Origin of the sequence: Verrucosispora sp. WMMD703 (assembly GCF_049178935.1) — a bacterium.
Taxonomy (GTDB): domain Bacteria; phylum Actinomycetota; class Actinomycetes; order Mycobacteriales; family Micromonosporaceae; genus Micromonospora; species Micromonospora sediminimaris.
The window spans coordinates 4,399,532-4,419,196 of record NZ_JBMHMM010000004.1; the positions used below are offsets into that span (position 1 = coordinate 4,399,532).

The following is a 19,665-nucleotide window of genomic DNA, read 5'->3' on the forward strand; positions in this document are numbered from 1 at the left end:
GTGCGACGGTCAGGAGCCCATCGCGGCGAACGCGGCGGTGAAGGCCCGCGGGTCGCGATTCCACAGTTCGCCCATGTGCGCGGAACTCGGGTCGGGGTAGATGTCCTCGTCTCCGGCCGCAATGCCGTCGCAGATCGCGGCGGCCACGGAGCGAGGCGCTGCTTTGGGCGCGTCCACACCGGCGAGCATGTCGGTGTCGATGCCGCCGGGGTAGACGCCGTGCACACCGATCCCGGCTCGGGTCAGCGCCGGCCGCAGGGCGAGGGTCAGGGAATGTGCCGCGGCCTTGGATGCCGAGTAGCCCGCCATCGGGGGTGCCGGCGCGTAGGCGAGCAGGCTGAGCACGTTGACCAGCGTGCCCTTGTTCTGTATGAGGATCGGGGTGAACGCCCGGATCATGTCATAGAGGCCGGTGAAGTTGACGGCGAACTCCCGGGCCAGCCCGTCCGGGTCAGCGTCCGGGGCGGGGGCGAACGCGGCTGCGCCAGCGTTGTTGATCAGCAAGTCGACGTCGGTGGCGACGGTGGCGAGCTGCGCGATGGCGGCCCGGTCGGTGACGTCGAGGGCGACGGGCGTGATCCGCTCATCGGGGCGGACCATGCCCGGGTCGCGGGCACCGGCGTAGACACGCTCGGCGCCGCGCTCCAGCAGGGCATCGATGAGGGCGCGGCCCAGGCCCCGGTTGGCTCCGGTGACGAGGGCGGTGCTTCCGGTGATCTCCATGCCGACCACCCTGCCGCTCGCCGATGAGGACATGAATGCCTGCGCTACTCATTTGTTTGCCCGTCCGTCTCATCCGGTCCGCCGCTGTCCCTGCTACGGCCCTACGCTGTGCGGGTGGATGTTCTGGGGGACGTACTGGCGCTGGCCCGGGTCGACGCGAGCCTCATGGCAACCTTCGACGCGCGAGCACCCTGGGCCATCGAGCTGCCGGCCCGCCACGGAGCCGCATTCCACGCCGTAGTCGCCGGCACCTGCTGGTTCACCACCGACGCCGCGCCGCCTCGCCTGCTGTCCCCGGGCGACCTCGTGCTGCTGCCCGCCGGGACCCGCCACCAACTGGCCACCGATCCGGGCCTGCCGACCCGCCGCTTCGACGAGGACGTCAAGCGCAGCCTCATCCGTCCCGACGGGGAACTGGTCCTCGACGGGCCGGGGGCGCGGACCCGGATCCTGTGCGCCGGCTACCAGTACGCGACCGACATCGCCCATCCCGTGCTGGGGCTGCTGCCGCCGGTGCTGCACGTGGCCACCGCCCAGCCGGACAGCGGACCCTGGTTGCGCTCGGTGCTGGACCTGCTGGCCCACGAGACCCGCAGCCACACCGCCACCGGCTCCGGCACCGCCGCGCTACGCCTACTCGACCTGCTGCTGATCCACGTCGTCCGAGCCTGGCTCGATACTGAAGGTGACACCATGGCCCCCTCGTGGCTACGCGGCCTGCGCGACCCGGTCACCGCACGTGCCCTCGCCGTGCTACACGAGCGCCCCGGCCACGACTGGACTCTGGACACCCTCGCCACAATTGTCAACGTCTCCCGCGCCACCCTCGCCCGACGATTCACCCACCACGTCGGCGACCCCCCGCTGACCTACCTCACCCGTTGGCGCCTCGACGTAGCCGCACGCAAGCTCCGCGACACCACCCGGCCTGTCGCCGCCATCGCCCATGAGGTCGGCTACACCTCCGAATTCGCCTTCAACCGCGCCTTCACCCGCACCCACGGCCAACCACCCGGCCGTTACCGCCGACACGCCGCCACCGGGTAACCACACCAGACGACACGGCCGACCGCCGGGCCACCGCCGTATCCCCGGTCCCCGCTGTCTCTCCGTGCGGCGGCCCGGTGTCGCATCAGCCCTCACGCAGAGCGACACGCAGCCGGGTGGCGAACCGCTCAGGGTCCTCGACGAAGCCGATGTGGCCGCCGGGGAACATGGTCGGGGCGATACCCAACGCCGCGGCGAGGGCCCTTGAGGTGCGGTCGCAGAGCTGGCCGCTGGAGTCCTCACCGATGCCGACGACGATCCGGGGCGGCGCGGAGCGCAGGACCGCTACGTCCGGCTGCCAGCGGGTGGTCGCACGGAGCATGTGGGCGAATTGGAAGTGTTCGTCCGCGGCCGTCTGCGCGTCCCGCTCGCCGAACATCGCCTCGAACACCTCGTCCGGCAGTTGGATGTTCGCCGTAGCCAGGAACTTCGTCCAGGCACCCCGCACATCGCCGGAGAGGTACGTGGCGATCATGTCCTCGGTCTGCTCGCGCAGTTCCTGGCGGTCGTCCAGCAACTCGTCCAGCGGCGGCTCGTGGGCGATCACCGTATGAACCTGCTCGGGGTGGGTCTGGGCGAGGGCGAGTGCGCTGACCGCGCCGCCGCTGGACCCGAGCACGGCGGCCGGGCCGCGGCCGAGATGGGACAGGAGCCGGGACAGGTCATCGGCGCGCATCTCGGGGGTGGAGTCCCGGTCGCGGTCGTCGACGGGGCTGCGGTTGATGCCGCGGGGGTCGGTGGTGAGCACGGTGTGGTCGGTGGCGAGCAGGTCCGCCAGGGGCGCGAACGACTTGGCGTCCATCGGGGCGCCGACGAGCACCACGAGTGGCCCCTGGCCGCGGACCTCGTGGTACAGCCGCGCGCCGGGTACCTCCAGCGTCGCGGCGGTGACGGGAACGGTCGATGCGGCGTTCATCGTGATCCTCCTGGGAACAGGACTGTGTTGCTCCTTCGGAAGTAGGTGACTCGCGTCGTGGGGCAGAATCGTCGCTCGTGAGCGATCTTTTTCTCAGGCGTACGCCGGATGCGACGACCGCGGACGGTGCCGACGCCGACCTGGCCCGTGCACGCGACGGCGACAACGCCGCGTTCACGCGCCTGGTCGAGTCGCTGCGTCGGGAACTGCACGCCCACTGTTACCGCATGCTCGGCTCCACCCACGACGCCGACGACGCGCTGCAGGAAGCGCTGCTTCGTGCGTGGCGAGGACTCGCCCGGTTCGAGGGGCGCGGCTCGTTGCGCTCGTGGCTCTACACGGTGGCCACCCGCACCTGCCTGGATCTCATGGAAACCCGGCAGCGGAGAGCCGTGCCTGTCGATCTTGGCCCGTCCAGCCAACACACCGTGCTCGACGCGGCCCCCCGCACCGACGTCGCCTGGCTCGAGCCATACCCGGACGCGGGTCTCGACGGCGGCCGGGCGAGCCCGCACGCCCGGTACGAACAGCGCGAAGCCGTCGAACTCGCGATGGTGGCCGCCCTCCAGCACCTACCGGGCAACCAGCGGGCTGCGCTGCTGCTCTTCGACGTTCTGGGCTTCACCGCCGCCGAGATCGCCACCATGATGAACACGTCGACGACATCGGTGAACTCCGCGCTGGCGCGCGCCCGCAAGGTCATCGCGCAACGGACTCCCTCCCGCTCGCAACAGCAGACACTGCGCAAGATCGACGACGGCCGCCTACGAGAGATCGTCGTCGCGTTCTCCGCCGCGCTCGAAAACGGTGACGCCGACGGCCTCGTCACCTTGCTGACCAGAGACGTGACCTGGTCGATGCCGCCGCTGCCCCACTGGTACCAGGGCGTCGATGCGGTAATGGACTTCGCGGTGCGGGTCCCTTTGACCGGATGCGGCTCCTGGCGGCACCTGCCGACCAGCGCCAACGGCCAGCCCACCGTCGGGTGCTATCTGTGGAACGCCGACGCCGGCAGGTACCTTGCCTGGTCGATCAACGTCCTGACCCTGGACGGCGAGAAGATCGCTGCAATTACCTCATTCATCGGTTCGGCGCACTTCGCGCACTTCCGGCTACCGGACACCCTTGCCTGATCACGGCACACCGTCTCGGGCTGCTGTAGCCACCCCCGGTGTGTTACCTGAGCGAATCGATCGCTCTCGGCGTGGCTGGACGGCCGCACCCGCCGGACCAGATGTCTCTTCAATGACCGGTGGGGCGCGCGACGCGGCGCGCCCCACCGGCTACAGCAGCGGTGCGGTCCTGCTGATGTCGGGGTCGGGCCCTTCGACTACCAGGTGAGCAGGGCGGATCGGATCTCGGCGCGGAACAGTTCGGCGTTGATCGTCCCCACGGCGTTGTCCAGCGACACCGTCGAGCAGGTGTTGCAGACGTACTGGTTGTCCACGAACGTGCCGTACACGAAGACCCGCTCGCCCACGACGCCGCCCGACTTGACCGGTAGGGCCATCCTGCCCGCGTTGGTGCGGACGTAGACCCAGCCGTTCGAGCAACCGACCTGGGAGCACGGCACGTTGTAGCTGCCGCCCTTGAAGTGGTTGCGCATGAGGGCGATGAACTGGGCGGCCACGGCGCCCTTGCCCTGCGCGTTGGCCTCGGCCGTCACGATCGCCGCCAGCGGGCTGCCGCCACCCACGCCGGTGTTCATCGGCTGGTAGAACTCGGTGCGGAACTGCCCTGCGCCGAGCAGGGTGCCGTCCTCCACCCCCTCGTAGAGCCGGCCCATGTCGACGAGCGTGGTGAAGTTGCGCTTCCCGCCGAGGTACGCGCAGCCGGCCTGGTCCTGATTGATGGTGGTCGAGGTCATCCCGGCCGCGTTCGCCGCGCCCTGGACCGCTCCCAACCCGTACCTCAGGACGATGCCTCTGGTCGTGCGGTTGTCGGAGATGGACATCATGTTGTCCTTTCCGAGGTCCAGGGTGCTGGTGACCCGGTTGGCCAGCACCTCGTCCGCCGGGATCGGACAGGCGTCCTTCGTGTTCGCGTTGAACGGGCTGTTCGGGTAGTTGTAGTAGGTGAACGACGAGTTGAGCGATTCGCCGTTGCGTACGCTGCGCATGGCGGTCAGGTTGTGCACCGCCTTGATGGAGCTGGCCGGCTCGTACTGCAAGGTGGTTCGCAGGCCGGTGCTCTGGCTGCCGCCCACCCGCTTGAGGTAGAAGCCGAAGTCGGCGGTTGGCAGCCCATCGGCGTCGGTGTACGCGGGCGCGATGAGATCGGTAAGCCGCCGGGTCTCCGCGCTGACGTTGTCGATCATGACAGCGTCGTACCGGCGTGCGCCGCCGACCAGGTACGTGTCCACGTCGAACACTCGCGCCCCGTGCTGCACCGCGACGTCGAGCGCCTGGCTCAGCGAGGTGAGGCCGAAATGCACCCAGGACGCCTTGGCGTCGCTGCCCGAGTTGTGCACCTGGATGACGTTGTACGTTCCGTCGGCCTGACGTTCCAGGTTGGTGATCCGTCCGCCGAAATCGTCAATCTTCTGCCGCACCGAGGCAGCGCTCTGGTTGAGCCACCACTGCCAGGACTTGGCGTCGGTCCCGGTGTTGGCGACGTAGATGGCGGAGTACACCTTGTTGCCCCCGACGGTGTGCGTCTCCAGATCGATCAGACGCTTGACCGGGTCACCGACGTTGGGCTTGTTCGCCGCCAGGAAGTCACCGACCGCCGCGGAGGTGACGCCACTCGACCACCACCAGGCGCGCGCGGCGGAGCCGGTGTTGGAGACCATCACCACGGCGTACCGGACCTGGCCGTTGATCACGTACGGATCGATGTCGATCAGCCGAGCGGTGTGCTGGTTGATCTTCTGGCCCACCTCGGCGAAGGTGAGGCTGGGGTACCACCACCAGCCGGGCACCGCGTACGCGCCCGAGTCACGGACCATGACGACGGTGTAGGTGCCGGCGGCGGCGTCGTACACCTCGATATCGGTCAACCGGGCGTCGTGCTCGTCGAGCCGGTCCGTCACGTACTGCTCGGTGACGTTGGTGTAGGACCACCATCCGGTGGCGACGGACACCGACTTGTCGTCGGTGAGAGCGTTGGCATCGGCCCGCGCCGGCCGCTGGTCGATCCAGACGGCGAAGACGGTGGCGAGGACGAGCGCCAACAGCAGGGCGCCGAGCCGCTGAGGGCTGATGAGAACCGTCGAGTTGGTGCGGCTGACGCGCAGCAGGCGATCGGTGTCTGTCATGGGGCCTCCCCTTCGGTCGCGCGGTGCCGTCGCCGGACCTCGCGGTGTCACATGCCGGAAGTTCACGTCGTGTTCCTTCCTCGATCTGATGGGCGGGACGATCCCGCCCACGGACGGTGGCACGCGTTCCAGCCGAGCGCGGGGCATCCTGGACGCCACTGGACGCCACTGGACACGGGCAGACGAGACCGAACCGGGGTAGACACCGGTGCCGGTCGGCACCGTCGAAACCGATCTGCCGGCTACCGGCCACCACCCTCGACCCGGATGCCGGGCCCGCGCCGACCGTCCACCACGGTGGACGGACGCGCCGCAAGCAAGCGCCTTCCCGAAGTCTGGGTGCATTGACGGATATCGGTCGATCTGCTCTCGGTGATCAACCGGGTTGATTACGCTCCCGGATACCAGCGCCCACCGCCGGGCGGCCAGCACGCGGAGGCCGCATGTCCGTACGTCCCGACGCCCGACCGGCGATCGACCGTATGTCTGAGGGATCCCGTTCCGCACTCGCCATCGTGCGCGAGGCCGCCGAGGTGCGGACGGTGCACGATCTGGCCGGGCTGCTGCGCCAGCTGCGGCGCCGACATGCCCGGCAGCAGGGCGACACCCCCTTGACGTACCGGCAGTTGGCGGCGAAGACCGGCTGGTCGCGCGGCGTCATCGGGGAGTACTTCGCGGGAAACGTGCTGCCCTCCACCGAGCGCTTCGACATCCTGACCGGTCTGCTCGGCGCCACTGGCGCCGAGCAGGGAGCGCTGGCCACCGCGCGTGACCGGGTCGAGGAAGGTCGGCGGCCGCCGAATCCGGCCGACCGGCAGGAGGAAACCGAAGTCCCGGTGGCCCAGGCGAGCACTCCGGCAGCAGGTGCCGTGCGGAGATCGACCGTCGTCCCGCACCAGCTACCACCGGCCCTGGCCAGCTTCGTCGGCCGTACCGCGCAACTCGCCCAACTCGACGCCGCCGGCGGTGTCGGCAACGGGTCTGCCGTCCCGGACGCAGGTGGCGCCGGTGAACCCGCCGCGACGAGCGTCGTGCTCTCCGGCACCGCAGGGGTCGGTAAGACGACCCTTGCGGTGTACTGGGCGCACCGGGTCGCCGAGCGGTACCCGGACGGACAGCTCTACGTCAACCTCCGGGGATTCGATCCCGCCGGCCCGATGACGACGCCCGCCGAGGCGGTCCGGGGGTTCCTTGAGGCCCTCGACGTGCCACCCGAGCGCATCCCCGCCCAACTGTCCGCACAGGTGGGGCTGTACCGAAGCCTTCTCGCCGGCCGGCGGATGCTGGTGGTGCTGGACAACGCCCACGACGCCGACCAGGTGCGCCCCCTGCTGCCCGGCAGCCCGGGCTGCCTGGCGTTGGTGACCAGCCGCAACCGTCTCAGCGGTCTGGTTGCCGCCGAGGGAACCCGACCGATAACCGTTGACCTGCTCACCGTCGAGGAGTCACGCCAGCTGCTGGCCCGGCGCCTCGGTGTCGACCGGTTGACGGTCGCACCACGGGCCGTCGACGACATGATCGAGCGGTGCGCGCGGTTGCCGCTCGCGCTGGCCGTGGTCGCCGCCCGAGGACTGGCACACCCGGGGTTTCCCCTGGCCACCCTCGCCGCCGAACTGCGGCAGACGCAGCGCCTACGCGACGCGTTCGACGCCTGCGACGTCGTCACCGACGTGCAGGCGGTCTTCTCCTGGTCGTACCAGAGCCTCACCCCGCCCGCCGCGCGACTGTTCCGGCTCCTCGGTTGTCACTGCGGTCCCGAAATCGGGATACCCGCCGCCGCCAGCCTGGCTGGGCTGCCCCGCGATCAGGTGCACCGGCTGCTGACGGAACTGGCCAACGCCCACCTCGTCACCGAACACGCGCCGGGCAGGTTCGGCACCCACGACCTGTTACGTGAGTACGCAGCCGAGCTCATCGAGAACACCGAGACACCCGAGACCCACCGCGCGGCGATCCAACGCGGCCTCGACCACTACCTGCACTCGGCACACAACGCCGCGCTGCGGTTGCAGCCCAGCTGGGATCCGATCCCCTTGGCCGCTACCCCACCCGGGGTGGTGCCCGAGGCGATCAGCGACCACCGCCACGCGCTGGCCTGGTTCACCGCCGAGCATCGCGTCCTCCTCGCGGCAGTCGCCCAGGCAGCGCGGATCGGGTTCGAGGGGCACGCGTGGCGGCTGGCCCGCACCCTGGTCGACTTCCTGCAACGCCGGGGCCACTGGTTCGACCTGGTCGACGTGCAGCAGACCGCCTTGGCCGCGGCTCGGCGATCGAACGACCCGTCCGGGCACGCCAGCGCCCACCGCGACCTCGCCCGGGTGCTGGCCCGCACAGGCGAGCAGGAAAGGGCGGAGAGTCACTACCGCGCAGCGCTGAAGCTCTTCGGTGAACTCGACGACCACGCCGGGCAGGCGCGTACCCATCGGGCGTTCTGCGCAATGCTGGACCGGCTCGGTCGGCACACCGAGGTCCTGTACCACGCGCAACGCGCCGCGGATCTGTATCGGATCGTCGGCCACCTGTCCGGGGAGGCCAGCGCGCAGAACGGGATCGGTTGGGCGTACGCGCAACTCGGCCAGTACGGGCCGGCGCTCGAACACTGCCGGCGGGCATTGGTGCTGCTGCGCCAGACCGACGACCGGCACGGCGAGGCGAACACCTGGGACAGCCTCGGCTTCATCCACGACCGTCTCGGTCGCCACCGTCGAGCGGTCCGGTGTTACCACCGGGCGCTGCGCCTGTTCGTGCAGATCGGTGACCGGTACGACGAAGCGGAGAGCCTGATCCGGCTCGGTGCCAGCCGACGCTCGTCGGGCGACCGGGCGGGTGCCGTGCAGACCTGGCAGCGGGCCCTGCGCATCCTTGACGAGCTCGGTCACCCCGACGCGGAGTGCGTCCGCGAGCAGATCGTCCGCATCACCCGGGGCGGGAGACACGAACGCGCGACGAGCAGAAGAGCGCGTCCGATCAGTCGACGCTCAAGGCGACGCAGGCTGCGGGACCACCGACCGGCAGGCGTGCCGCGGCGTCCGGTGGACACTGCTTCGACTCGCGGCGGGGTTACATGAACCTGCTGGGCCTGAGGTCCGTCAGGTTCAGCGCCGCTGTCGGTAGCCTGGTCGCTGGAGGGTGCGATGGGTTTCTACGAGATGGTGCGCGGCCGGTGGGCTGCGGGACGGCTCGTGTGCGTCGGGCTCGATCCCGATCCAGTTCGGCTGCCGTCGGCCGTCCGGGGCAGTGACGCGCGTCGCACCGCTGACTTCTGTCGTGAGATCGTTGACGCTACCCACGACTACGCTGCCGCGTTCAAACTGAACAGCGCATTCTTCGAAGCGCTCGGTGCCGACGGGATCGTGGCCATGGAGCGGGTGATCGCCTACATCAAGGATCGGCACCCGAGTGTCCTCGTCATCGTGGACGCGAAACGCGGCGATATCGCAAACACCAACGAGTATTACGCGACCGCGGTGTTCGACACATGGGGCGCCGACGTCTTGACAGTCCACCCGTACTTCGGTGGAGCCTCGCTCAAACCATTTCTCCGCCGCTCGGAGAAGGGTGCCATCGTCATGGGCGCCAACTCCGATCCTGGGGCGACCGAGTTCCAGGACCTCGCTCTCGCGGACGGTTCGACGCTGTTCGAGCACGTCTGCCGAACGGTCGCGGAGAAGTGGAATGTCCACGCCAATTGTGCGGTCACCGCGGGTGCGAACGATCCTGCCAAGCTCGCTCGCATCCGCACTGCCGTCGGGGAGATGCCGATCCTCCTTCTCGGGATCGGTGCACAGGGCGGCGACATCGACGCGTGCCTGAGCGGCGGCACGGCTGGCGCGACGTTCGGTCTGATCGTCAACTCCTCCCGCGACATCCTGTACGCGTCAGCCGGAGATGACTTCGCCGACACCGCCCACCGTGCAGCGAGCACGCTCAACGCCCGCCTCGCCTCAGCATCCACCACACGCCCCTAACTTGATTTGAACCTCTGCGGCGTGGGCGGGGTGTGCGCGCTCGTGCTGATGAGTGCGCCAAGCGGCCGGCGTTGGCATGATCGCTGCGTGACCCAACGCCGGACGGAGTCAGCGCGAGTGCTGCCGGGTGCCGAGGTGTTACTCGTGGGCCTGTTCTCGGCGAAGGACTCCGAGATGAACACCAAAATGGATCTCTTGGCCGCTGTGGTGGAGGCATACGGTGCGCGGGTCGTGGGCCGGGTCGTGCAGCGCCGGGGTGTCTCGCACGGCGGTGCGGACAAGATGGCTGCTCCGTTCTCACGGCGGACATTGGTAAGCGCGGGCAAGGCCCGCGAAGTCGCCGATGCGTGTCGGGCGAGGCAGGTTCAGGTGGTGGTGTTCGCAAATCCGCTGGCTGAGCACCAGCGGGCCGTCCTCGGCGAGACGTTCGGCTGCACCGTGATCAGCGGTGAGGACCTTTCCACACGCGGCGGACAGCACGCGGATCTACCGCCGACCGCGTGCCACGGACGGTGACTGCTCCCGAGGCCACCCTCCGGACAAAGTAGCCGATGTGCGTGCGCCCAGTCCGCCTCCGCGACCGGAACCGGAAGCACTCGGTGCGGTGTAGGCGACTGTGGCTACCTACGGGCCGGCGTGGCCACTACGATCTTCTCGCCTCTGGAGGTGAGCGTGCGAAGCCTGTACGACGAGATGCTGGCCGTCCTCGACGCGCCGCTTTCTTCTGTGATCGAGCCGCGGTCCCAGATTCGAGTCGGTGCGGGTCATCGGCCAATGGCACCTGCCCGAATCAGATCGCTCGGCGCTGCGGCTGTGGGGCCTGCCCGACGGACCGTTACTGCGCCCGACGCCGCAAGCTGGCTCACGTCCCACGTTGACACCCAACGTCTCCGGTGAGCCAGAACGTCGGCTCATCTCGGCAGACCACCGGCTGTATCTGCTGGGCGTCTATGGCGCCGACTTTGATGCCAACCTCTCGATTCGAGTAGGGGCGGTCGCCGGCACCGGACAAGTCATGGGCATACGAGCACGGCCGATGACCACAGACGACCTCGCCGAACAGCTGCGCGCCTACCACCCGAACCTCTACCATCCGGCCGTCTGCTACTTCAACGCCTCGGTAGCGGCGTTCGTCGAAGTCGCCTGGCGCTGGCACGCGGCCGTCGAACTGCTCCGGGCACACCCCGATCCGCACTACACCGCGCCCCTCGAAGAGCACGAACAGCACCACGCCGAAGTGGAACGATCCTGCGCGACTTTCCTGACCCGAATGACGTCGCTTGACCCCACGCTAGGCGACCGCGACCTCGGGTCGTTGTGGGTGGAGACCATCACCGACGACCTTTGAACCATCTGCTCACAACGGCCGTGGTGATTTCGAAGTGAGACGTCCTGGACGCTCATCGGCCATCCGGACAAAGCAGGCCGCCGAAGGTTATGGGGCAGGGTGCCTCCGTACGCCAGTCAAAATTGAGGTCACTCCTATCGGCTAGCTGCCGGAAGGCCTTTGAACAGCGCCGAATGAGTGAGACGCTTGCCGTACCAAATCTCCATGTACGGACCCGTGCAGTACGCCGGGATTTCGAGGTAGCCGTGTCGAATGTAGAGCGACCGTGCCTCGATCAGATCGAGGCGGGTGTTGAGAACCATCTCCCTTGCACCCAGCACGTGTGCATGGTGCTCCAGCGCTGTCAGCAGCAGGCGGGCACCCCCACGGCCGCGGAAGCCAGGCCGCACGTAGACGCGGGTGAGCTCAGCGCGTTCGTCGTCGAGCATCGAGAATCCACCACAAGCGGCCGGCTCCCCCGCATAACGTCCGACGATGAACTGACCCGTGGGTGGGGTGAGCAGTTCGGCACCGTCCCCGGCCATCCCATGGTCGATCTCCTCGGCAGTCACGGGCCGCCTAGGTAGCGGCCGGCGACTTCGGCGTAGTAGTCACGACGAAGAGCGCAGGCATCGGTTGAGTCGAAGGCTTCGGCGACCACGGACCAAGACGTCACCACGCTTCTCCATCGGTTGAGGAGCTCGCTGCCAATCTGCAGGCAATTGTGGTCAGCACCGGCAAGTAAGCCATCAGGTCCAAGCCGGTGTACTGATCTGCCGCCGTCCGAGCGCTTGGCGTCGGCCACCTCGGGCGCGTCCGTGGCAAGTGTCAGGTGCGCTCTGGTCAGTCGACCATTACGGCGAAGACCGACGACACCGGCACCGGCCCGGCACACCGGGAGTCGTTCGACCGGGCGCGGCTGTCGCCCAGGACGAAGACGGAGTCGGCCGGCACGGTGACCGCGGCGAACCGGCGCGGCCCGCAGTAGTTCGGGTTCGGCGGCTCGTCGAGCGACGCGTCCTCAGTCACATAGGGCTCGGCCAGTGGCTTACCGTCGACCGTCACCCTGCCTGAGGTATCGCAGCAGGCGATGGTTTCGCCGCCGACCGCGACGACGCGTTTGAGCAGCGGCGCCTTACGGTCACCCCAGAGACCGCCGGGGGAACGGATCAGGACGACATCGCCGCGCCGTGCCTCATAGGTGCCGGTTACTGTCTGTGCGGTGACAACCTGGCCGGCCTTGACCGTCGGCTCCATGCTGACGCCGCCCTGGGTGAACTGTTCGGTGGTTCCCGTCCCGGTCGCGTCACCGTCGCCGCAGCCGGCAACAGCCATCACGAGAAGGAACACCAGCAGTCTGCGCATCCGACGGATCCTGCCAGAATCGACGGTGCCGTGCGGTCCGCCGGGCGCGTCGCTACTCGGCGCTGCTGCCCCAGGGTCACATGCGCTGTCATGCCGCCGTCCGCTCGTGCCCGTGGTGGTGACGGCCATGCGGGGCTTCGGAGTGAGTGTCCGTTCGCCAACACGAGGAAAAGTCGGTCGGTGTGGTACGTCCTCGGAGTGTGGTTGGGACTCCGGCGATTGTCGGTCAATCGACGGCTGCGGTCGGGGAGATCTTCTCGAAGAAGGCGCGTTCGGACAGTACGTGGTGGGGGCGTGGGACCCCGAGTTCCTGACGGACCTCCACGAACAGCCTGACCAGGTGGTCTTCGAGCTGATCCAGCGCCGACGGCTCGACCTCGTCCTCCCGCGGCGGCAGCCCTTCGAGCTGGCGCAGGAGTCCGTAGCCGTACCGCAATGCGTACCGGGCTTCCTCTTGCACCTGGAGCGAGGTCGTGCTGAGCCTCAACCGCTCGAACTGAACCCGGGCCTCGTCGTGGGCTTCCCGCATCGTCGTACGGCGGCCCTCCGCATCGTAGCCTCGCCCCCAGAATGCCTGCCGCAGGCGGACGAGGGCCGCAGTGAAGTCGACGCACGCATTGCGCAGCCGCTCGCGCCGCTCGCGGATGTCGGCCTTCCTGGCCCGCCACAGGTCGGTGAGCAGCGTGCCGACGATACCCAAGGCAGTACCTGCCAACGCGAACAGCGCCTCTCTCACAAGGCCGATTATGACGATCGCGTCGGGCGAGCGTGAGCCCACGAGCCAAGATCAAGCGTCTTTCTATGCCGCGAGTCGCTCGCGACGCGCCGTCACAGCAACTGGCCGGCGGCCTCAGGGTCCAGGTCTCGTAACCTCCAGAAGACTCGACGAGATCCCGTCCTCTTCCAGCCGCAGAGCGTGCGCGTCGCCAGCCGGGAGCCATTCATGTCGCGCCGGCTGCCGTGCGGCCCGCTGGTGTCCGCAAGCCAGGTGAAGAAATATGACGCAAGGTGTCAGGTTTTGGGTGGAGCATGGGTTCATCGGCCGGCGCCGGTGACAGGCGCGGACCTCGGCACAGATAGATACGGAGAGACAAGGACCTCCATGCGCGAAACCCCAGAAGATCTCGAAAGGCTCCAAGCTCTCCTTGACGCCTCCCTCGCCGGCTCCACCTCCCACCTCCGCTCGATCATCAACACCGCGCGCACACTGAACGCAGAGCAGCTCACCCAGGTCCTCACCGGCATGTGCACCCTCGCTCTGGCCAGCGTGACGGCGAAGGGTGAGCCGCGGATCAGCGGTGTGGACGGGCACTTCCTGCGAGGCAAGTGGTACTTCGGCACGGCGCCCGACGCCGCCAAGGCGCGCCACCTCGCGGCGCGGCCCGCCGTCAGCGCCGCACATATGCGCGGTGAGGACCTCGGCGTCTTCACGCACGGCAAGGTGGAGATCCTCAACCCCCGCAACGGCGACCACGCCGCGGACTGGCCGGACGTGCTCGCGTACTTGAAGGACTTCTACGGCGAGGACCTCTTCGACTGGGACAACGACGTGGTCTACTACCGGCTGCATCCGCACTGGATGACCGTCTATGCCCCCGACATCGCAAAGCTCACCGTGGCGTCCCAGCCCTGATCCACAGCACCGGCCAACCGATGCGCGTCCAAGACCCGCTTCGTCGGAGGTCTCGTTACCGCCTGGCCAAGGGCGAACCGTTCAAGCCAGAAACGGAATACAGCCGTGAGGAATGCATGCCCACTGGTGTGTTACGCACCTTGCCCGGTGATCGGCACCCGGATAGCTTCCGATAGGGAGATCTAAAAGCAACGCAGCCGAAACCGCAGCGTGACACCAGAGTAAAGGATGCCAGCTGATGATCATTCTGGGGTGCAACGGTTTTTCCCGCAGTGCGGAGATGTTTGCCGAACACTATGGCGCAGTTGGCACCGAGAAGCATTACCTGCTCGGGCACGACGCCGGCGCGGCGCTGCTGGTGGACGGCGAGCTGGTCGCCGCGGTTGAGGAGGAGCGCCTCAATCGGCAGAAGAAGACCTCAGACTTCCCGATCAACTCGATCCGCTGGGTCCTGGATCATGCGGGGATCGATTTCGGTGACGTCGACCTGATCGCGATCCCGTGGAACTTCGACGCCAAGGTCTTCGACAGCACGCTGGGCGAACTGGCATCGATCCCGATGCCGCCGATGGAGAAGCTGGTTCGTCTCAACCATATCGGCATGGTGTTCGCCACGGTGCTGGGACACGACGCGATCCTGGCTGACTTCGCCGCTCGTACCGGTTTCACCCCGGACCCGGCGAAGGTGGTGTTCGTCCCGCACCACTTCGCCCACGCGATGACGGGCTACTACATGGCGGGGGTCAAGGACGCGGCATTCCTGATCAGCGACGGCCGGGCCGAGCTGCTGTCGTCGCTGACCGGGGAGATCCGGGACGGCCGGATCCGGGTCTTCGAGGACTCGTTCGTAACGGCAAATGACTCGCTGGGCAATCTCTACTCCTGCGTCACGCGGTTCTTGGGATTCGTGCCCAACAACGATGAATACAAGGTGATGGGCCTGGCCGGGTTCGGCGAGCCCCCGTCTCCCAACCCGTTCCTGGAGCACTTCGTCGAACTGCACGAGGGCGGGCGGTACACCATGGTCCTGCCCAACGACCTGGAGAACCCGCGGCAGTTCGAGCCCCTGATCGAGAAGCACTTCGGTCCAGCGGAGGCCACCATCGAGTACCAGTCCCGGGTCGCGGCGGCGGTCCAGGAGATGGTGACCGTGGTGACCCGGCACCAGGTGGCGGCGCTGGAGACCCGGACCGACCTGGATCACCTGCTGGTCGAGGGTGGGGTGGCGCTCAACTGCGTCAACAACACCGAGCTGCTGGAGGGCTCGCGGTTCTCCGACGTCTCGGTGAGCTTCGGCGCCAGTGACACCGGTGTGGCCATCGGCGCGACGGTGTTCGCGTGGGTCAACCACCTGGCCAACACCGCCGAGGTGAAGTACGCGCCGTCGGTCACCCCTTACCTCGGTCCGGAGTACGACGACGCGGAGGTCGAGCGGGCGCTCGGTGAGTTCGCCGACCGGGTGGAGTGGACCGCCCGGCTGACCGATGACGAGGTCGTCGACCAGGTGGCCCAGCTGCTCACCGGCAAGGTCGTGATCGGCTGGTTCGAGGGCCGGATCGAGCACGGGCCCCGGGCCCTCGGGCACCGCAGCATCCTGGCGAACCCGAACTTCCCCGACATCAAAGACATCATCAACAAGCGGGTCAAGCACCGGGAGCCGTTCCGGCCGTTCGCGCCGCTGGTGATGGAGCACGACGCGCCGAGAGTCTTCGAGATGGGCCGGAAGATCCGGTCGCCCTACATGACCTTCGTCTTCCCGGTCCGGCCGGAGTTCCGGGAGGTCATCCCAGGCGCTGTGCACGTCGACGGCACCTCCCGGGTGCAGACCGTCACCACGGAGCAGACCCCAAGGCTGGCGGCGCTGCTGCAGCGGTTCACCACGCTTACCGACGTGCCGTGCCTGATCAACACGTCCTTCAACGTGGCCGGCGAACCGATCGTGTGCAGCCCGACCGACGCGCTGAACTGCTTCCTGAGCACCGAGATCGACCACCTCGTGCTCGGCAACCGCCTGGTCGCCAAGCGTGTCGCGGGTGCCTGAGCGTCATGAGGCGCCCTCTGGTAACGGGACGTGGACCTGGCGGTGACGGTACGTCGACTTGAGGAGCTGTCCGTAGAGCTGCGGCGTCGACGCAGTGGCGGGTGCACGTGTTCCCCACCGGAGCCACCGCCTGTCAGGGGGTGGCGAACTCCGGGCCGCCCCGGTCGGGGCGCAGCGTCGACCACAGACCGAAGGCGCTGAGCATGAAAAGGACCAGACCTCCGCCGGCTGGCAGCAGCAACCAGGGGTCCGGCTCCCAGGCCAAGGTGGCGCCCGGCCGCGCCACCTTGGCCCTGATCGCGCCGTTGGGCCGGTCGTAGCGCAAGGGGCGGATGTGTACCCGGTCGATGCGGACGCTGCCGTCGTCTGCGGTGAAGGGACCCGAACACGCCCAACCGTCCCGCTTACCGTCAGACTCGAAGTGGCAATCACTGACCGCGACGTGCCCTGGCACCCCGGCGACGAACGCGTAGCTTCGCTCGGCCCCCATCACCATGAGGACCACCCCGAAAACCAGCACAAAGCCGCCGTACGCGGCGGGTGGCAAACCCTGCACCGTGTGGCCTCTGACGCGGTTGCGGGCGAACCGACACATGTCGGCAGGGTACTGACATCGACCAACACCTGACCCGCCCATGTCGCGCAGTGTCGGCTACGCCTGAGAAGTTCAGCCGGCGTTGACCGGCAACCCCGGTCCTGCGGTACTTCCCATGAGCATGGCCTACTGCTGATCGGGCGATGCTGAGAGTCGTACTCCTGCCATGCCGGTCACTTCGCGCAGAGCGCGGCGTCGACGAGGGCGGCCCGGTCGGCGGCGACGGAGCCGTCCGTGACCGACCCGTTGAGCGAGGTGACCACAAGCGTCGCCGCGCGACCGTCGTCGGTGGCGCCGTTGACGGTCGAGTAACCGGGGATGTCACCGCCGTGGCCCCATGCCACCCCGCCGCAACTCAACGGGGTGCGGAAGAGACCGAGCCCGTACCCCACTCCCGATTGCGAATGCGGCGCGACGGTGGTCCGCATCTCGGCCAGCTGCACGGGTTTGAGCAGTTTGCCGGCCAGCAGGGCCCGCAGGAACGTGTTGAGGTCGGCCGGAGTGGAGACCAGTTGGCCGGCGGCCCATCCCCAGCTCGGGTCCATCCGGGTGAAGTCGAGCAGTTCGCCGGTGGCTTCGTCGAGCTGGTAACCCTTGGGATGCCGGCCGCGGATACCTTCCTCACCGACCCCGGGCGTGTAGGTGTCGCGCAGGCCGATCCGCTCGATGACCCGGGTGGTGACCAGCTCGTTGAACGGCCGGCCGGTGACCCGTTGGGCGATCAGGCCGGCCAGCAGGTAGTTGGTGTTGCTGTAGGCCCAGTCGCCGGCCGGCCGGCCTGCCCTGGCGTTGGCCATGTCGAGCAGGTCCCGCGGCTCGAAGTAGGTGTGCTGGTACCGCGGGATGTCGATCATTTCCGGGAACATCGTGTCGGTGTAGTCGGGCAGTCCGCTGGTGTGCTGCAACAGTTGGCGGACCGTGATCGCGTCGGCGTCCACACCAGGGCTGCGCACCAGACCCGGCAGGTACGTCTCGACCGACTCGTCGAGATCCAGTGTGCCTTCACCGACGAGCTGCAACACGACGACGGAGGCGAACATCTTGCTGGCGCTGCCGATGCGTACCCGGCCGTTCTTCGGCACCTTGGCGCCGGTGCGCAGATCGGCGAGCCCGGCCGTGTAGTGCTGGTTCCGGCCGCGACGGTCCCGGACGGCGGCCAGCGCCCCCGGGTGCCGATCGGTACCGACGAGCTTCTCGATGCGTTGCCCGATGGCGTCGGGACGGGTCTCGGCCCAGGCGGTGCCGGCCGGGCCGGCGGCCGTGAGACCGCCCGCCGCGATCACCGCGGTCGTCGCCATGGCGACGACCCGGCGACGCGACCGGGTGGGCCGGCGGAGTCGAGTGGGGTGAGTGGGCATGGCAGGCTGCTCCTTGGACTGGGTACGGATGGCGGCCGGACCGCCGCCCGGGCCGGGTGCGCCAGGCGTTCCGGCTAGGCCCGTGTCGAAGTCCTCGGTCGAGCCGAGGCGGTGTCCAGGCGGCGGTCCGGCGAGGCGGGTCGCCCCGTCAGTGGCGGGTCGGGCGAAGGGATCGGGTCAGTTGACCGGCGACGGCTACCTGCCGGCGCACAGGGCGGCGTCGAACGCGTCCAGGACCTGGAAGACGCCGTCGGGGACCGGGCTCGATCCGGCCGTCACCACGATGGTCACGGCGCGACCGTCGGCGGTGATGGCGGAACGGCTGGAGTATCCGTCGATGTCGCCGCCGTGCCCCCAGGCGCGACCGCCGCAGGAGAGGTCGTACCCGGTGGCGCCGAGGCCGTACTGCCACACCAGGTCCGGGAAAGCCTCGCCACCGGGGTGGAAGACCTTGCTGTCGCGCATCTCGGCCAGGGTCGCCGGCGAGATCAGCTTCCCGTACTGCAGCGCCACCAGGAACTTGTTGAGGTCGCTCGGGGTGGAGATCATCTGGCCGGCCGCCCAGGCGATGGAGGGGTCCACCTGAGTGGTGTCGACCCACTTCATCGTCTCCGGGTCAGGCAGGTAGCCCTTGGCGTACGGCCGACGGATGGTCTTGTCACCGACACCCGGCCAGTACGTCTCGTGCAGCCCGACCGGCTTCAGGATCTTGTTGGTGATCACCTCGCTGATCGGGCGACCGGTGACCTTCTGCACCAGCAGACCGGCCACGATGTAGTTGGCGTTGCGGTACTGCACCTGCCCGCCGGGGGCCGGAGCGTGCGCCTCGTGGGCGAACGCCGAGTCGAGCATGTCGCGCGGCTCGTAGTACCTGTTGCCCCACACCGAGACGTCCGGCAGGTCGTACTCGGGCAGCCCGCTGGTCATGCTCAGCAGGTGCCGGACCGTGATGGTGTGTCCGTCGAAGCCCTTGCCACGGACCAGCCCCGGCAGGTACGTCTCGATCGGCTCGTCGAGCTGCACCTTGCCCTCGTCGACGAGCTGCAGGACGGCGACGGCGGTGAACATCTTGGTGTTGCTCGCCATCCGTACGTACCCGTCGGTGGGCACCTTCGCCCGGGTACGCGGGTCGTTGACGCCGGCGGTGTAGTTGGTGACGCGACCCTTGCTGTCCCGTACCGAGGCCAGCGCCCCGGGCGCGACGCCGGCCTTGACCAGCGCGTCCAGGCTACGTTGGACGGTGTCCTTCTTCGGGCGCTGGGCCTGCGCGGCGTCGGCGTACTGGATGCCGATGCCGGCGGACGCGACCAGCGCGACGAGCGCCAGTGCGGCGGCGGTGCGACGGCCGGCGCCGAACCGTTTACGCGGCGTCGCGGCGCCATCGTCGTTGGTGATCGCCTTACCGGACCTGTCCGTGTGTTGCGGTGACATGGAAT

General features: G+C 68.4%; 17 protein-coding genes. 8 read left to right on the plus strand and 9 right to left on the minus strand.

Annotated features, from left to right (window positions below):
- Positions 1-9: 9 nt before the first annotated feature.
- Positions 10-723 carry an SDR family NAD(P)-dependent oxidoreductase gene (locus ACN26Z_RS20625; RefSeq protein WP_421462920.1) on the minus strand — a complete coding sequence of 238 codons (714 nt, stop codon included), beginning with the start codon at positions 721-723 and terminating at the stop codon, positions 10-12.
- A gap of 108 nt (positions 724-831) precedes the next feature.
- Between ACN26Z_RS20625 and ACN26Z_RS20630 the strand changes: the two genes are divergently transcribed.
- Entirely contained in the window at positions 832-1,770 is a 939-nt protein-coding gene (locus ACN26Z_RS20630; RefSeq protein WP_421462921.1) for an AraC family transcriptional regulator, read from the plus strand.
- Between the two features lie 85 nt (positions 1,771-1,855).
- Here ACN26Z_RS20630 and ACN26Z_RS20635 read toward each other — a convergent pair whose 3' ends face one another.
- On the minus strand, positions 1,856-2,686 hold the full coding sequence (locus ACN26Z_RS20635) for an alpha/beta fold hydrolase (RefSeq protein WP_282237852.1): 831 nt from the start codon (positions 2,684-2,686) through the stop codon (positions 1,856-1,858).
- Positions 2,687-2,826: 140 nt separating this feature from the next.
- On the opposite strand from ACN26Z_RS20635, the gene ACN26Z_RS20640 reads away from it, so the two are divergent.
- On the plus strand, positions 2,827-3,819 hold the full coding sequence (locus ACN26Z_RS20640; RefSeq protein WP_421464683.1) for a sigma-70 family RNA polymerase sigma factor: 993 nt from the start codon (positions 2,827-2,829) through the stop codon (positions 3,817-3,819).
- 197 nt (positions 3,820-4,016) lie between these two features.
- Here ACN26Z_RS20640 and ACN26Z_RS20645 read toward each other — a convergent pair whose 3' ends face one another.
- A complete protein-coding gene (locus ACN26Z_RS20645; protein ID WP_421462924.1) occupies positions 4,017-5,942 on the minus strand; it encodes a serine hydrolase in 1,926 nt (641 codons plus the stop codon).
- 482 nt (positions 5,943-6,424) lie between these two features.
- On the opposite strand from ACN26Z_RS20645, the gene ACN26Z_RS20650 reads away from it, so the two are divergent.
- From ACN26Z_RS20650 to ACN26Z_RS20665, 4 genes are all read left to right on the plus strand, one after another.
- Positions 6,425-9,010: an ATP-binding protein gene (locus ACN26Z_RS20650; RefSeq protein ID WP_421462926.1), complete on the plus strand. Its 2,586-nt coding sequence runs from the start codon at positions 6,425-6,427 to the stop codon at positions 9,008-9,010.
- Between the two features lie 66 nt (positions 9,011-9,076).
- Complete coding sequence (pyrF, locus tag ACN26Z_RS20655; protein ID WP_421462927.1) at positions 9,077-9,910, plus strand: orotidine-5'-phosphate decarboxylase; 834 nt, start codon at positions 9,077-9,079, stop codon at positions 9,908-9,910.
- A gap of 144 nt (positions 9,911-10,054) precedes the next feature.
- Complete coding sequence (locus tag ACN26Z_RS20660) at positions 10,055-10,426, plus strand: hypothetical protein (RefSeq protein ID WP_421462929.1); 372 nt, start codon at positions 10,055-10,057, stop codon at positions 10,424-10,426.
- A gap of 241 nt (positions 10,427-10,667) precedes the next feature.
- Positions 10,668-11,258, plus strand: coding sequence for an SUKH-4 family immunity protein (locus ACN26Z_RS20665; protein WP_421462931.1), 591 nt, complete (start codon positions 10,668-10,670; stop codon positions 11,256-11,258).
- Between the two features lie 134 nt (positions 11,259-11,392).
- On the opposite strand, the gene ACN26Z_RS20670 is transcribed toward ACN26Z_RS20665, so the two are convergent.
- The 3 genes from ACN26Z_RS20670 to ACN26Z_RS20680 form a co-directional block, all read right to left on the minus strand.
- Positions 11,393-11,809 carry a GNAT family N-acetyltransferase gene (locus tag ACN26Z_RS20670; protein WP_421462932.1) on the minus strand — a complete coding sequence of 139 codons (417 nt, stop codon included), beginning with the start codon at positions 11,807-11,809 and terminating at the stop codon, positions 11,393-11,395.
- Between the two features lie 271 nt (positions 11,810-12,080).
- The gene (gene lepB / locus ACN26Z_RS20675) at positions 12,081-12,731 is read right to left on the minus strand and encodes a signal peptidase I (RefSeq protein WP_421462934.1); all 651 of its coding nucleotides are present in this window, start codon (positions 12,729-12,731) and stop codon (positions 12,081-12,083) included.
- Between the two features lie 97 nt (positions 12,732-12,828).
- Complete coding sequence (locus ACN26Z_RS20680; protein WP_139233254.1) at positions 12,829-13,338, minus strand: hypothetical protein; 510 nt, start codon at positions 13,336-13,338, stop codon at positions 12,829-12,831.
- 366 nt (positions 13,339-13,704) lie between these two features.
- Here ACN26Z_RS20680 and ACN26Z_RS20685 point away from each other — a divergent pair, with 366 nt between their 5' ends.
- Entirely contained in the window at positions 13,705-14,235 is a 531-nt protein-coding gene (locus ACN26Z_RS20685; protein ID WP_421462936.1) for a pyridoxamine 5'-phosphate oxidase family protein, read from the plus strand.
- Positions 14,236-14,473: 238 nt separating this feature from the next.
- Positions 14,474-16,276 (plus strand): carbamoyltransferase, encoded by a 1,803-nt coding sequence (locus ACN26Z_RS20690; protein WP_421462938.1) that lies wholly within the window; start codon positions 14,474-14,476, stop codon positions 16,274-16,276.
- 133 nt (positions 16,277-16,409) lie between these two features.
- On the opposite strand, the gene ACN26Z_RS20695 is transcribed toward ACN26Z_RS20690, so the two are convergent.
- From ACN26Z_RS20695 to ACN26Z_RS20705, 3 genes are all read right to left on the minus strand, one after another.
- The gene (locus ACN26Z_RS20695) at positions 16,410-16,871 is read right to left on the minus strand and encodes a hypothetical protein (RefSeq protein ID WP_282237841.1); all 462 of its coding nucleotides are present in this window, start codon (positions 16,869-16,871) and stop codon (positions 16,410-16,412) included.
- Between the two features lie 173 nt (positions 16,872-17,044).
- On the minus strand, positions 17,045-18,229 hold the full coding sequence (locus tag ACN26Z_RS20700; protein WP_421462939.1) for a serine hydrolase domain-containing protein: 1,185 nt from the start codon (positions 18,227-18,229) through the stop codon (positions 17,045-17,047).
- A 195-nt stretch (positions 18,230-18,424) separates the two neighbouring features.
- Positions 18,425-19,660: a serine hydrolase domain-containing protein gene (locus ACN26Z_RS20705; RefSeq protein ID WP_421462941.1), complete on the minus strand. Its 1,236-nt coding sequence runs from the start codon at positions 19,658-19,660 to the stop codon at positions 18,425-18,427.
- Between the last annotated feature and the right edge of the window lie 5 nt (positions 19,661-19,665).